General features: G+C 40.0%; 12 protein-coding genes and 1 other annotated feature. All 12 genes read right to left on the bottom strand.

Features of this window, described 5'->3' with window-relative positions; all coding sequences use genetic code 11:
* Positions 1–8: 8 nt before the first annotated feature.
* Positions 9–2,666 carry a valine--tRNA ligase gene (locus tag VER_RS06450; protein WP_162100045.1) on the bottom strand — a complete coding sequence of 886 codons (2,658 nt, stop codon included), beginning with the start codon at positions 2,664–2,666 and terminating at the stop codon, positions 9–11.
* Positions 2,667–2,709: 43 nt separating this feature from the next.
* Positions 2,710–2,976 (bottom strand) — a binding site (T-box leader).
* Positions 2,977–3,079: 103 nt separating this feature from the next.
* Positions 3,080–3,982 carry a twin-arginine translocase subunit TatC gene (tatC, locus tag VER_RS06445; protein ID WP_162100044.1) on the bottom strand — a complete coding sequence of 301 codons (903 nt, stop codon included), beginning with the start codon at positions 3,980–3,982 and terminating at the stop codon, positions 3,080–3,082.
* A 3-nt stretch (positions 3,983–3,985) separates the two neighbouring features.
* Positions 3,986–4,957 carry a polyprenyl synthetase family protein gene (locus tag VER_RS06440; RefSeq protein WP_162100043.1) on the bottom strand — a complete coding sequence of 324 codons (972 nt, stop codon included), beginning with the start codon at positions 4,955–4,957 and terminating at the stop codon, positions 3,986–3,988.
* A complete protein-coding gene (yihA, locus tag VER_RS06435; protein ID WP_162100107.1) occupies positions 4,954–5,646 on the bottom strand; it encodes a ribosome biogenesis GTP-binding protein YihA/YsxC in 693 nt (230 codons plus the stop codon). Before yihA ends, VER_RS06440 begins: the two co-directional genes overlap by 4 nt.
* Complete coding sequence (gene lon / locus VER_RS06430) at positions 5,646–7,958, bottom strand: endopeptidase La (protein ID WP_162100042.1); 2,313 nt, start codon at positions 7,956–7,958, stop codon at positions 5,646–5,648. Before lon ends, yihA begins: the two co-directional genes overlap by 1 nt.
* Positions 7,959–8,031: 73 nt before the next feature.
* A complete protein-coding gene (gene clpX, locus VER_RS06425) occupies positions 8,032–9,282 on the bottom strand; it encodes an ATP-dependent Clp protease ATP-binding subunit ClpX (protein ID WP_162100041.1) in 1,251 nt (416 codons plus the stop codon).
* Between the two features lie 15 nt (positions 9,283–9,297).
* Entirely contained in the window at positions 9,298–9,891 is a 594-nt protein-coding gene (gene clpP, locus VER_RS06420; protein WP_115310982.1) for an ATP-dependent Clp endopeptidase proteolytic subunit ClpP, read from the bottom strand.
* 40 nt (positions 9,892–9,931) lie between these two features.
* Positions 9,932–11,239, bottom strand: coding sequence for a trigger factor (gene tig / locus VER_RS06415; protein ID WP_162100040.1), 1,308 nt, complete (start codon positions 11,237–11,239; stop codon positions 9,932–9,934).
* Positions 11,240–11,386: 147 nt separating this feature from the next.
* Complete coding sequence (locus VER_RS06410) at positions 11,387–11,842, bottom strand: CBS domain-containing protein (RefSeq protein WP_162100039.1); 456 nt, start codon at positions 11,840–11,842, stop codon at positions 11,387–11,389.
* Between the two features lie 213 nt (positions 11,843–12,055).
* Complete coding sequence (locus VER_RS06405; protein ID WP_162100038.1) at positions 12,056–12,964, bottom strand: hypothetical protein; 909 nt, start codon at positions 12,962–12,964, stop codon at positions 12,056–12,058.
* A 75-nt stretch (positions 12,965–13,039) separates the two neighbouring features.
* A complete protein-coding gene (gene rlmH, locus VER_RS06400; RefSeq protein WP_162100037.1) occupies positions 13,040–13,516 on the bottom strand; it encodes a 23S rRNA (pseudouridine(1915)-N(3))-methyltransferase RlmH in 477 nt (158 codons plus the stop codon).
* A gap of 43 nt (positions 13,517–13,559) precedes the next feature.
* Positions 13,560–14,681 (bottom strand): S1C family serine protease, encoded by a 1,122-nt coding sequence (locus tag VER_RS06395; protein ID WP_162100036.1) that lies wholly within the window; start codon positions 14,679–14,681, stop codon positions 13,560–13,562.
* Between the last annotated feature and the right edge of the window lie 15 nt (positions 14,682–14,696).

Genomic DNA, 14,696 nt, shown 5'->3' with positions numbered 1-14,696 from the left:
CTTTCCTCCTATAAGGTTTTAAGAAATTCTTCGCGTTCGATAACGGCTTGCTGTTTTTGTTTATATTCAGCCAATTTAGCTTCTTCTTTAGCCACTACCTCAGCTGGAGCTTTCGCTACGAAGCCAGGATTACCTAACTTACCTTCCAAGCGAGCGATTTCTTTTTTCAATGTTTCTTTTTCTTTAGTCAAACGTTCCCGTTCTTTCGTTACGTCGATTAAATCTTTAAGCAATAAGTAAACTTCAAGACCATTAACTACCGTAACGGTAGCATTTTCAGGTTTTGCCTCAGCAGCGCCTAAGACAGTAACAGTTTCTGCCCAACCAAGAGTTTTGAAATAATCTTGATGTTCGTTAACTACATCCCGTAGACTTTCATCGGTAAGTGCTAAAATAACAGCACTTCGTTTGCCCATTGGTACATTCATTTCAGCACGCATATTACGAATGCCTTTAATAGCATCCATCATAATACTCATCTGCCCTGCACTAGCACTTTGATCCCCAAATGGCAACGCCGTAGGCCATGGAGCCACTACAATGCTATCCCCTTCATGAGGTAAATGCTGCCAAATATGTTCAGTAACAAACGGCATAAATGGATGTAATAATTCAAGCATATGACGCAAAATCGTAACTAATAAATATTGTACCACAGCACGGTCACGGCCACCGTCTTTATTGTAAAGACGAGGTTTCGCTAATTCGATGAACCAGTCACAATAGCTGTTCCAAATAAAGTCATACACAGCCGATGCCGCTTCACCTAATTCAAATTTATCTAAGTTAGCGGTAATCGTTTCAACGGCTTTATTGTAAGTATCAATAATCCAACGATCCGCCAAAGTGAAATCATCATCAGTAGGCACAAAGTTTGGATCATAATTATCTAAATTCATAAGTACGAATTTAGCGGCATTCCAAATCTTATTGGCAAAGTTACGGTTAGCTTCTACTCGTTCCATATAGAAACGCATATCATTACCTGGGGTATTACCGGTTACTAAGGTAAAACGCAACGCATCAGCGCCATATTCATTGATTACGTCTAATGGATTAATGCCATTACCCAAGGATTTACTCATTTTACGACCTTGGCTGTCCCGTACTAAACCATGAATAAATACATGTTTGAATGGAATTTCCTTTTCAAATTCAAGGCCCATAAAAATCATACGCGCTACCCAGAAGAAGATAATATCATAGCCAGTTACTAATACGCTAGTTGGATACCAATGTTCCAATTCTTTAGTTTCTTCTGGCCAACCCATAGTAGCAAATGGCCACATAGCAGAACTAAACCAAGTATCCAATACGTCTTCGTCTTGATGTACATGGCCACCGCATTTTGGACATACTTCAATATCTTCACGAGATACGGTAATTTCACCACAATCATCGCAATACCAAGCAGGAATGCGATGCCCCCACCACAATTGGCGGGAAATACACCAGTCGCGAATGCCTTCTAACCAGTTTGTATAAGTCTTAGTAAAGCGTTCTGGCACAAATTCAATCTCTTTATCTTGTACGACTTTAAGCGCTGGTTCCGCAATAGGTCCCATTTTTACAAACCACTGTTTAGATACTAATGGTTCTACAATAGTATTACAACGGGAACAATGGCCTACACTATGATCATGTTCTTCAATCTTAGTCAACAAACCTTGTTCTTTTAATTCAGCCACTACTTGTTTACGAGCCGCTTCACGAGTTAGCCCTTCAAAATGACCAGCTTCGCTATTCATCGTACCATCAAGGTTCATTACGATAATGGTCTGTAAGTTATGGCGTTGGCCCATTTCAAAGTCATTAGGGTCATGAGCTGGTGTAATTTTTACACAGCCAGTACCGAAGCTAGGATCAACATAATCATCAGCAATAACTGGAATTTCACGGTTAACAAATGGCAATAATAAAGTTTTGCCAATAATATCTTTATAACGATCATCCTCAGGATTAACCGCTACAGCCACGTCACCAAACATCGTTTCAGGACGAGTGGTTGCTACGGTTACATAACGATCAGCTTCACCGACTACGGGATACTTAACAAACCATAAATGGCCTGCTTCGTCACTATGTTCTACTTCAATATCACTGAGGGCTGTATGACAGCTTGGACACCAATTGGTAATGCGTTCCCCTTGATAAATTAAGCCTTTTTCATATAAGCTTACAAATACTTCACGGACTGCTCGATAATAACCATCATCTAAGGTAAAACGTTCACGCGTCCAATCACAGGAAGCCCCTAAGCTACGAATCTGTTTAACAATGGTGCTACCATATTCTTTTTTCCAATCCCATACGCGTTTTACAAATTCTTCACGGCCTAAATCATAACGACTTTTGCCTTCTTCTTTCATGAGGTTTTGTTCTACTTTAACCTGAGTAGCAATCCCTGCATGGTCAGTTCCAGGCATCCAAAGTACATTATAGCCTTGCATGCGTTTAAAACGAATTAAAATGTCCTGTAATGTATTATCAAGGGCATGCCCCATATGTAATTGCCCTGTAACATTTGGTGGTGGCAATACAATGCTATACGGCTTTTTGCTTTTGTCTACTTCTTCATGGAAATAACCTTGTTTTTCCCAGAATTCATACCAATTTTGTTCAATCTCGCCAGGGTTGTAAGTTGTCAAATTTTTAAACTCACTCATCTCAAATTCCTCCTACATCGTATATAAAAAAAGCCCTCTCGTCCATTAGGACGAAAGGGCTTAACTTCCGCGGTACCACCTAGATTATTGCCGTAGCAATCACTCATTACCGTTAACGGGGTTAACCGGATAAAACTACGCATTACAATACCACCTCGGCTTACTACCGATGTAGTAATACCGACAGACTCCATTGTAAGTTCATCTCATCAGCTCCAAGGCTACCCTCTTCTATTCACGTACGTTGCTCCCACCTTATCAACGCTCTCTGCCACGCTAGGAGAAGATTTTTCCTCTTCAACGCCTGCTCTCTTTATAAGAGTATTTCTACTACTCATGATAACTAAAAAATGAAAGTCTGTCAATTTACTTTTCACAAGCAAGCTAACAGACTTTCATAAGGTGTGTATATATTATTTTTTCATAACCTTCGCCACTAACCATAGACTTACTTCATAAAGAATAATCATAGGCATCGCTATCATTGTTTGCGAAAACATATCTGGCGTAGGTGAAATCAAACCACCTATTACGAAGGCTAAAAATAAAAAGATTTTTCGTTTAGACCGCAAAAAGGCGGACGTAATTAGATTTAATTTTGCCATAATAATCATCACAATAGGCAATTCGAAAATTAACCCAAAAGGCAATACAAAGGCAATTACAAAATCTATGTATTGACCAATCGAGAACAAAGGCTGCAGTTCATCAGTAGCAAAGCCAATAAAAAATTGAATAGCTACTGGCAACACCAAAGCATACGAGAACAGGATACCCATGATAAATAGTATAATAGCAAATGGCAAAAACCAATTCGTTAACTGCTTCTCCTGTTTAGTTAGGGCCGGAATGACAAAGGCCCACACCTCGTATAACCATATAGGTGAAGCTGCAATAATGCCTGCTACAAGCGCCACCTTCATATAGGTAAAAAACGCTTCCGTAGGACGCATATAATATAGCTTCCCTGCTGGTGCAATAATAATGGCCAATAAATCATCTACATAATAATAGGCTACACAAAAGCCCACCAAAATAGCGATAGCAGAAATTATAATTCGTTTACGAAGTTCGCCTAAATGGCCTACCAAAGACATGGCCTTATTTTCAGCCATAATTTGTTCTTCCAAAGGGGTATATTGAGGTTCCACCGCTTCTAAGTCTACATTGGCTAACGCATTAGTCTCCGCAGTATCTTTAGTTTCCCCACGACGAATCCGCTCTGCTGCTTTTAGGCGTTCTTTTTGCGCCAACACACTATTCAAGGAAGGCTTTCGTTTCGGGTCATTAAATTCTCGTACCTGAAACGATTCCATAACTTACACCTTTCTATGAGCCAACGAATCTAATACTTCATATAACACTGATTTGCCTGCAAATTCTGGGAGCGCCGTCAATGCATTGTGTGCCTGTTCCCGATAAGTGGCTTCAAGCTCCTCAGCTTTAGTTACGCCACCTTGAGCCGTCACATACTCGATGAGCTCATCCGCACTTTGCCCTTTCGCAATAGCATGCACTGTATCAGTAATATATTGTTCATTCTCTTTCGTTACGATTGACAATAAAGGATAGGTAATCAGACCTTCCCGTAAATCTTTACCTACTGGCTTGCCCGTCGTTTCAGACGTAGCACAGTAGTCCATAATATCATCCGTAATTTGGAACGCCATACCAAGGCCATGACCATATTGTTTCAACAAGGTCGTCTGCGCTTCGGTCCAGTCGCCCAAAATACCACCTAATTCTAAACAAGCTTCAATAAAATCAGCCGTTTTTTTCTGCGTCTTTGTTAAATAACGCTCTGTCCCTTGGTTGATGCAGAACACATCTTCCATTTGCATAAATTCCCCTTCCACGAGGGCCGAAATTATAAAGGAAAATACGCGGAGACATTCCACAGACTTAATCTGCGCAACCACATCAAAGGCTTTCGCAAATAAATAGTCACCACTTAAAATAGCAACTTTATTGCCTTTACTGCAATGAATGGCCGGTGCGCCACGACGTACAGCGGCTTGATCCAATACATCATCGTGAATTAAGGTCGCTAAATGCAACATTTCTACCGCCGCTGCAATAGGAATACGCGTAGCTTCAGGCGCATTGCCAGCACCAGCAATTAACAAGCAAAGGCGGGCGCGTAAACGCTTACCACCAGCTGCTGATATGGGGCGAATTAATTGGTTGAAATCTTCTGAGCCTGTATGTAAGGAGTCCGCTAAATAGGCTTCCACCTTAATGAGGTCAGCTTTTACTTGTTCAATTAACGCCATCTCTTTCATCAAACTCATTCTTCCCCCCCCACAATTACTTGATTAATACGGCTCAACAACAATTCACGGCCCGTATGTTTTAAGGAACTATACGGAATAGCCGGCGTTTCACAAGGGAAATTCTCCTTGATAAACCGTAGATTTTGCTGTCGTTCTTTACTGTTTAATTTATCAATTTTAGTCACTACAATCTGCAAAGGCACACCGGCTTGCTGTAACCAATTAAAAGCCTCTTGGTCAATAGGTAGCTCTGGATGGCGGCCATCTACAAGCAGACATAATAACATTAATCGCTCTGAATTCAAAATATAGTCAGCAATAAAAGATGACCAAATATTGCGATTACTTTTATCCGTCTTAGCATAACCATAGCCAGGTAAATCCACTAAAAACCATTCATAGCGACGTTCTTCTGTTTCACTAATATCTTCTTTTGAAGTAATGGTAAAGAAGTTAATCGTCTTAGTTTTACCAGGTTGACCACTGACTAAGGCTAATCCTCGATGATTACACAAGGAATTAATCAAGGACGATTTTCCCACATTGGAGCGCCCTAAAAAAGCGACTTCCACCGTATCCCCTTCTGGATATTGATCAGGTCGCACCGCGGACGCCACGTAATTAGATGCAATAATACGTGGCCCCTTTGGTTCCTTGCGCGTATATACAGGTTGCGGTTTTCTAATTGATTGTTTCTTCTGTTTCATCATTTCACAAATGCTCTAGCTAATACTTCATCCATTGTTTTAACTGGTGTAATCGTTAACCCTTCAATCACCGAAGCAGGCATTTCTTCTAAATCCTTAATATTGCCATGAGGAATTAATACTTCTTTAATGCCATAGCGCAAAGCAGCTAACAATTTTTCTTTTAAACCACCAATTGGTAACACACGGCCACGCAAGGTGATTTCACCAGTCATAGCCAAATCAGAACGTACCTTACGACCGGTTAACGCCGATACAATGGCCAAGGTCATGGTAATGCCCGCTGATGGACCATCTTTAGGCGTAGCACCTTCTGGCAAATGCACATGTAAATCCATCGTTTTATGGAAATCTTCTGGAATTTTTAAAGTCTTCGCATTATGGCGAATGTACGATAAAGCCGCTTGACCAGATTCTTGCATAACTTTGCCTAAACTACCTGTTAAAGATAATTTGCCAGTCCCTGCCATAGTAGTCGCTTCACAAGGCAATACTACACCACCTACAGAAGTCCAGGCTAAACCGCACACAAGACCAACTTGCGCTGTTTTTTCCCGCTCTTGTTCCAAATAAATAGGCGCACCTAAATAATTAGATAAGTTTTTAACCGTTACTTTAGGAGCTACCCCTGAACCATTAATAATCTCAAAAGCTAATTTACGGAATACTTTAGCAATCGTCTTCTCTAAACGACGAACACCAGCTTCACGCGTATACTCGCTAATGATTTTGCGTAAAACAGCATCCGATAATTTAACGGAATGACCAGACAGACCATTTTTCTTAATCTGTTTTGGCACCAAATAACGCTTAGCAATTTCTAATTTTTCATCTTCCATGTAACTAGTCAATTCAATTACTTCCATGCGATCCATAAGTGGGGCTGGAATATTACCAGGTACATTGGCCGTTGTAATCCAGAATACATCAGAAAAATCGAAAGGAATTTCAATAAAATGATCGCTAAACGTCGAGTTTTGCTCTGGATCAAGCACTTCTAATAAAGCAGACGATGGATCGCCTTTATAATCAGAAGCCAATTTATCAATTTCGTCTAACAAGAACACAGGATTACGAGTCCCTGCATTTTTAAGGCCTTGGATCATACGACCTGGCAAAGCCCCAATATAGGTACGGCGATGACCACGAATTTCAGCTTCATCGCGAACGCCCCCTAAAGAAGCACGGATAAACTTACGATTCATCGCTTTCGCAATAGACGTAGCTAAGGATGTCTTACCTACCCCTGGCGGGCCTACTAAGCAAAGGATAGAGCCACTTTGTGCATCAGATAATTTGCGAACAGCCAAGAATTCTAAAATGCGTTCTTTTACTTTTTTAAGACCATAATGATCTTCATCAAGAATCTTAGCCGCTTCGCTAATATCAAGACGGTCTTCACTTTCTTTATCCCATGGCAAGGACAATACCCAATCTAAATAATTACGTAAAATATTAGCTTCAGGCATCATAGCAGGCATACGGCTATAACGGCTAATTTCTTTTTCAATGCGCTCACGCACTTCATCAGATACTTTTAATTTCTTAAGCTGTTCCCGTAATTCTTCAGCTTCTTCATCAGGATCCGATTTGTCGCCTAATTCATTATGAATGACACGGATTTTTTCACGTAAGAAATATTCTTTTTGTGCCTTTTCCATTTGTTGGCGAACCTGACTATTAATGGAATTCTCTAAGTCAGAGATTTGCAATTCCATATTTAAAGCCCCTACAACCATATTTAAACGGCGTAAGACGTTTAATTCACTCAAGAAACTCTGACGGGTTACTAATTCAGTCTGAAGAAACTGAACGATTTGGTCCGCTGTTTCAGAAGGCTCACTGCGCTCCATAACGCGACGAATCTCGTCTTCCGTAACTAATTTCGTTTCTTCCGCCCATTTCATAAAATTAGACTGTGCTAAACGACGATAGGCTTCAATTTCTACCTGATCATCATACTGTGAAACCAAGGTTTCCATAGTAGCACGATAATAGGTACCGGTTTCATCAACAGATACAACTTTAGCACGGGTAATCCCTTCCACTAAAATGCGAACTAAACCGCCTGGTAAGCGAAGCATTTGTTTAATTTTAACAATAGTCCCTACTTCAGCAATATCTTGCTGAGTTGGATTTTCCACTTCATCATCTAATTGCGCCGATACAGCCAATAAGCGTTCATTGGCCATAGCTTCTTCAACAGCGCGAATGGATTTATCACGACCAATATCGAGTCGTACTTCAACTTTAGGAAATACTACCATGCCCCGTAGTGGCACTAAGGGCAACGAAAAATTCGTTTCACTCATATAGGCTCCTTTTCAAGTTTATATTTATAAAAAGAAACTCATTCCAAAGGAAATGAGTTTCTTAGACTTACAATTAATTCTTACCTGTAACGGTAGACTCATTCTTGAGTATAGGTTCTGCTGTGCCTTTCACAGCATCACTTGTAATAGTGCAGTCTGTAACCCCTTCCTGTGACGGAATATCATACATAACTTGCTTCATTACCTTTTCAATGATGGATCGTAATCCACGAGCTCCCGTATTTCGTTTCATAGCTTCAGATGCTATTTCCTCTAACGCTTCTTTCTCAAATGTTAATGTTACATCTTCTAAAGATAACATCTTTTCATATTGTTTTGTCAAAGCATTGCGAGGTTCTGTTAAGATGCGAATTAACCCTTCCTTGTCCAATGGATCTAAGGTTACCATAACTGGCAAACGACCAATAAACTCAGGAATGAGGCCAAATTTTTGTAAATCTTCAGGCACAACTTCCTTCAAAATAGCAGACACATCTTTTTCTTCTTGCTTTTGAATATCCGCCCCGAAGCCCAATGTTTTCTTTGCTGTACGCTTGGAAATCACTTTTTCTAGGCCATCAAAGGCACCGCCACAAATAAACAAAATATTGGTTGTATCAATTTGAATTAATTCTTGATGTGGGTGTTTACGTCCCCCTTGTGGAGGCACGGAGGCCACAGTGCCTTCTAATATTTTAAGCAAAGCCTGCTGTACCCCTTCACCAGATACATCACGAGTAATAGACGGATTTTCCGATTTACGGGCAATCTTGTCAATTTCGTCAATGTATACAATACCACGTTCTGCTTTAGTTACATCATAATCGGCAGCTTGAATTAATTTGAGCAAAATGTTTTCCACATCTTCCCCTACATAACCAGCTTCCGTTAAACTTGTAGCATCAGCAATCGCAAATGGCACTTCTAGCATTTTCGCCAAGGTTTGCGCTAATAAGGTCTTACCACTACCAGTAGGACCAATAAATAACACATTCGCTTTCTGTAATTCTACATCATCCACGGTGTTATTCACTTGCAAACGCTTATAGTGATTATATACCGCAACGGCCAAGGAGACTTTCGCCTCCTCTTGACCAATTACGTATTCATCTAAATATTCCTTAATTTCGTGAGGTGTAGGTACATGCTTTAAGGCAAAACCTACTTCATTACTTTGACCAAGTTCCTCATCAATAATATTCTGACAAACTTCTACACATTCATCACAAATATATACATTAGGACCTGCCACTAGCTTGCGGACTTCCTCACCGGTGCGTCCACAAAAACTACAACGCAACGTTTCTTTCTCGTCTTTCTTCAAGCTTAGTCCTCCTAATTATTTACTAGTTACTACAGGTCGAGTCAATACCTCATCAATTAAGCCATAAGTAACAGCATCCTGTGCACTCATGAAATTGTCACGATCAGTATCGCGAGCGATAACATCAATCGGTTGACCACTATGAGAAGCCAGTAAGCCATTTAATTCTTCACGCATGCGTAAGATTTCACGAGCATGAATTTCAATTTCAGAAGCCTGACCTTGTACACCACCTAATGGTTGGTGAATCATAACCCGAGCATGTGGTAACGCATAGCGTTTCCCTTTCGCCCCAGCTGTAAGGAGCACAGCCCCCATACTAGCTGCCGAACCTACACAAATGGTAGACACATCAGGTTTGATATATTGCATCGTATCATAAATCGCCATACCAGCGGTTACTACCCCACCAGGGCTATTAATATACAAATGAATATCTTTATCAGGGTCCTCTGCTTCTAAGAATAATAATTGTGCAATAACAAGATTTGCCACATCATCATTGATAGGGCCACCTAAAAAGACAATTCTATCCTTTAACAAACGAGAGTAAATATCATACGAACGCTCACCGCGTCCACTTTGCTCTACTACTACCGGTACATACATAAACTACACCTCATGTCCATGTACCTATATAGCCCGTGGATTATTTTTCCTGGGATTCTGCGCCTTTAGCCTGCTCAATAACAAAACGAGCTGCTTTTTTACGAGCTACAGAATTTCTCAACATAGCTACACGGCCTTCTTTAACAATAATATTCATAACTTCTTTTGGATCGGCACCAAATTGCTGAGCCATCGTGTAAATTTCGATGTTCATATCTTCTGGAGTTACTTCGATGTTTTCAGCTTTAGCAATCGCTTCTAATACCAAGTCAGCGCGTACATTTTCAGCCGCATTCGCATGGTGTTCTTCTTTTAAACCGTCCATTGTTTTGTTGGAGAATTTCAAGTAATCTTCTAATTTCAAGCCACGGCTTTCTAAGTTCATAGCCATTTCTTGAATCATCTGTTCTACACGATCTTCTACCATAACTTCAGGAATATCTACCGTTGCATTTTTAACGGCTGTTTCAATAAGTGCCGCATTGTATGCATCAATAGCACGACGCGTAGCATCTTCTTCCATTTGTTTACGAAGATCTGCTTTTAATTCTTCAATTGTTTCATAAGAGCTAGCTTCTTTAGCGAATTCATCATTCAATTCAGGCAATTCTTTACGTTTAATGTCATGAATATGAGTTTTGAAAACAGCTTCTTTATTAGCTAATTCTTTTACAAAGTAATCTTCAGGGAAAGTTACTTTAACTTCTACATCATCACCAGCGGCATGACCAATTAATTGATCTTCAAAGCCAGGGATGAAGCTACCGGAACCAATTTGAAGTGGATAGGATTTACCTTCGCCACCATCAAATGGCTTACCATCGATAGAACCAGCGAAATCGATAACAGCAAAGTCATCTTTTTGTAATTTCGCATCTTTGTCAGCTACTACCATTTTAGCTTGCTGATTACGAATATTGTCTAACTGTTCCTGAATCTGTTCATCAGTTACCTTAGCTTCTTGTTTTTCAGCTTCTAAGCCTTTATAGTCGCCAAGCGTTACTTCTGGGCGTTTTGTAAGGGTTGCTTTGAACACTAAATCTTTACCTTCTTCGAAAGTTACACGTTCGATTTCTGGTTCACTTACAGGTACGATTTCATTAGCTACTAATGCTTCTTGATACGCACGGCCAGCGATAGTGTCAAACGCTTCTTCTAAAATAGCTTCCTTGCCGAAGTTCATTTCTAAAATACGGCGAGGTGCTTTACCTTTACGGAAACCAGGAATGTTAACCTGACCAGCAATGCGTTTTACAGCTTGCTGAATACCTTTCGTTACGTCTTTAGCTGGAACTTCAATAGTTAAGGTTACCTTATGTTGATCAACAGGGGTTACAGTTGCATTCATGAAAATATGTCCTCCTTGAGGGCTAAATGCCCAAAATTTCTGTTTTTTAATATTGCATTCCTTATCTTATCATAAAATTTGAATGTATGCAATTTTATGTGATAAAGTAAGTCATTTTATTCTAGATTTTTTTGATAAATTATGTTATTAGCTTTCTTTAGCAATTAATTCCACTACATCACGGCGGCTAAAGACACCGATTACAACGCCATTTTCATCTAAGACAGGCATAGTTTTTAAATGTTTTTCTAACATCGTCGCCACTACTGGTTCTACTTCTTCTTTAGGGCCACAAGTAATGACTTCGCGAGTCATTAGCTCTTCTACATGAACGGCTAACAACTTCTTAAATTGCGCATTATACTCGCCAATGCCACTATAGTAAATACTAGCCCCTAATACATTCACATAGTGAGGCGCATGAGGGCGTACTTTCTTATACAATAAATCGCCTTCCGTAATTATCCCCACTAATTTGTTATCCTCATCGACTACAATAAGAGCGGCCACTTTGTATTTTACAAGCAATTTTGCAGCTTCATTAATCGACGTATCTTTCGTAACAGTTACAGGATATTTGTTCATAGCTTCAGCAATTAACATAGGATTACCTCCTTTGAAACGTCACTTACATTAACGTTCCTACTACACTTCTTACTTCATCCTTGACAGTTATAGCTAGCCACTGCTAACAGCGTAACAGTGCACTTATAAAAACGACTAAATAGCTAGCCATACTAATCATAAAATCTACTGTGTTATATAGTATATGTTAGACAAAGGTTTCTAAAACTCCTGCTTAATTTGCAGTTTTTCTTACCCTTTCATTACAAAATAAGTGATAATAGCAATCACAATAATCGCACTTACAATGACGACTTGCCAACCGCGACGATTGCCGCCTTGGCCTCCTTCCTCAATGCCGATTAAATTACCCGCTTCATCATAACGATGGCGATATTGTCCTTCCAAATCATCATAATCGGTTACGTCTTCTACCTTCGCTTTATAACGACGCGCGGCCACTTGGCGCGCTCTTTCTTGCACATCTTGTTCCATTTTATGAACCTGTAACGTCGTTAAATCTTTGCGCAAGGACTCTAATAAACCACTGATGAAAACTAAACGAGCTTCCAATAATTTATTGACCGCAAAGCTTCGTTCTAACCACGATTGATACAAAGCCATCAATACACCATGATTCACATCGGCTACAGTTTCTTTAGCAGCTAATCGCTGTGCTGTCTTCGTTTCATTATTCAGTGCATCCAACAGGGTTTGCGCATAACGACTAAACTCTATTAACAACGTATTTACCTCTTTATTTTGTGTGCCCAGTTCTTCTTTGCGATGTACTATATACTCTTGTGTAAAGCCACCTTTTTCTAACGTTTGTACCATCTTAGCGGCATCACCATAAGCACCTAAAGTCGAATTAACAATGCGAGTAGTATTACTAATTTCATCCAATGTTTTTTGTAAAAACTCTCGGCGCTCTTGCCATTGTGTCACTTGATCGGTTTCTTCAGACAAAGCTTCACTACCAGCCTGTAACTGACTAAATTGGGCCTTCAATAAATCCAAATTGCCTTGAATAATAGTCTGTGCTGTATCAGTGGCTTCCCCATATACAGCATAAAAACCATCACTGCCTTGCTGTTGTTGCACCTGCCACAATGCCTCAAGGCTCGGCAAACCAGTAAAATTGGCTGCATTTGTTGTCACGCTATTACCTCCATCTACTCCTCATACACTATAAAATAAATGCATTAACATTACCTATATAGTCAAAACTCCCTATTACCAATGGTAGGGTTCATGACGATTAATTTTACAAGCTCGATAAATTTGCTCCACTAATAATAGCCGTACCATTTGATGGGTAAATGTCATAGGGCTAAAAGATAATCTTACATCAGCACGCCGTCGAAGTTCTTCAGAAACACCAAAAGCACCACCAATGATAAACGTCATTTCACTAATGCCTTGTACCTCTAAATCAGCAATTTTTGCTGCTAGTTCTTCTGAGGCTAATAGTTTACCCTTTACGTCTAAAAGCACAACATAGCTTTTAGGATTCACTTGTTTCAATAAGCGCTCCCCTTCTTCTACCACGATAGCTTGACGCTTACTATCATCAGCGCTGGGCAGTTTACTTTCATTGAGCTCAGTAATTGTCACGCCCCCATATACGGTAAGACGTTTCACAAATTCTGCCACCCCCTCACGGAGATAGGTGGTCTTTAATTTGCCAATGGCAAGAATCGTAAATTTCATACTAGGCTACATCTACCTCCTAATCATTGTAAATATTCATCGCTTAATTAGTCGCCTCTGGCATTGTGCCAAGCACAATCGTTACAGTCCGTTCAGCCCCATTACTTAATACTGTCAGTTCTAACGATTCACCAGGTTTATGACTATCTAAAATTTGTTTTAATTCCATTAAGTTAGTCATTGATTTTTCACCAACGGCTACGATTAAATCGCCTTCACTAATATCACTATTAGCCGCTGGGCCATCACTATATACACGGGCTACTAACAACCCATCTTTCTTAAGTTGTAAACCATATTTAGCAGCCGTTGATTTATCTAATAAACCAAGACCTAAGTATGGGCGAACCACTTTGCCTTTTTCAATTAATTCTTTCACAATAGGCTTTACTTCATTAATCGGAATGGAGAAACCCATGCCTTCTACGCCAGTATGAGCAATTTTTTCACTATTAATACCGACTACATCACCATCAGCATTCACTAGTGCACCACCAGAGTTACCAGGATTAATCGCTGCATCGGTTTGAATTAAAGGAAACCGTTGCGATTCCATATCTACCGTACGATGAAGGGCGCTAATAACACCAGCTGTAACGGAGCCTTGGAATTCTAAACCCAAAGGATTCCCAATGGCAATAGCTGGTTCGCCAACTTGTAATTGATCAGAATCGCCAAGAGTTGCTACAGGCATATTATCCGGTGGCGCAATTTTAACAACCGCCAAATCAGTTAATGGGTCAACCCCTACTATGGCCCCTTCTTGAGAGGAACCATCACTTAAGGACACCGTTACTTTTTTATTATTAGCCTGTGCCACTACGTGATAATTTGTCACTATATAGCCCGCTTTATCAATAATAACCCCTGACCCTACGCCTTCACCAACCAATACTTGTTGGTCAAATACATTACGGTCATATACTTTAGTAGTAATCCCTACCACAGCAGGGCCTGCCTTTTTAACAGCTTCTACGATAGGTGTGTTACGATTATCTGATAAAGGCACATTTTTCTTAGGACCATCACCAGTAAGCGCCGTTGTTTCTGTAATCGTTCGTTTCGTGTTACTGTAAAAGTCATTCGTTAAATAACCACCTACAGCCCCTACGATAATCAAGACAATAGCTAATATAATAAATAAACCACGTTTTTTACTATCCATGTTAAAACCTCCTAA

The sequence above is a fragment of the Veillonella sp. R32 genome (assembly GCF_010093125.1).
Classification (GTDB): Bacteria; Bacillota; Negativicutes; order Veillonellales; family Veillonellaceae; genus Veillonella_A.
The sequence above is the reverse complement of the archived record's forward strand: the minus strand, read 5'-3'. Positions and strand labels throughout refer to the sequence as shown.

What these genes read in the sequence shown, in the direction of transcription:
- VER_RS06450 (WP_162100045.1), bottom strand. Translation starts at nt 2,666, where the DNA reads ATGAGTGAGTTTAAAAATTTGACAACTTACAACCCTGGCGAGATTGAA.
- tatC (WP_162100044.1), bottom strand. Translation starts at nt 3,982, where the DNA reads ATGGAATCGTTTCAGGTACGAGAATTTAATGACCCGAAACGAAAGCCT.
- VER_RS06440 (WP_162100043.1), bottom strand. Translation starts at nt 4,957, where the DNA reads ATGAGTTTGATGAAAGAGATGGCGTTAATTGAACAAGTAAAAGCTGAC.
- yihA (WP_162100107.1), bottom strand. Translation starts at nt 5,646, where the DNA reads ATGAAACAGAAGAAACAATCAATTAGAAAACCGCAACCTGTATATACG.
- lon (WP_162100042.1), bottom strand. Translation starts at nt 7,958, where the DNA reads ATGAGTGAAACGAATTTTTCGTTGCCCTTAGTGCCACTACGGGGCATG.
- clpP (WP_115310982.1), bottom strand. Translation starts at nt 9,891, where the DNA reads ATGTATGTACCGGTAGTAGTAGAGCAAAGTGGACGCGGTGAGCGTTCG.
- tig (WP_162100040.1), bottom strand. Translation starts at nt 11,239, where the DNA reads ATGAATGCAACTGTAACCCCTGTTGATCAACATAAGGTAACCTTAACT.
- VER_RS06410 (WP_162100039.1), bottom strand. Translation starts at nt 11,842, where the DNA reads ATGTTAATTGCTGAAGCTATGAACAAATATCCTGTAACTGTTACGAAA.
- rlmH (WP_162100037.1), bottom strand. Translation starts at nt 13,516, where the DNA reads ATGAAATTTACGATTCTTGCCATTGGCAAATTAAAGACCACCTATCTC.
- VER_RS06395 (WP_162100036.1), bottom strand. Translation starts at nt 14,681, where the DNA reads ATGGATAGTAAAAAACGTGGTTTATTTATTATATTAGCTATTGTCTTG.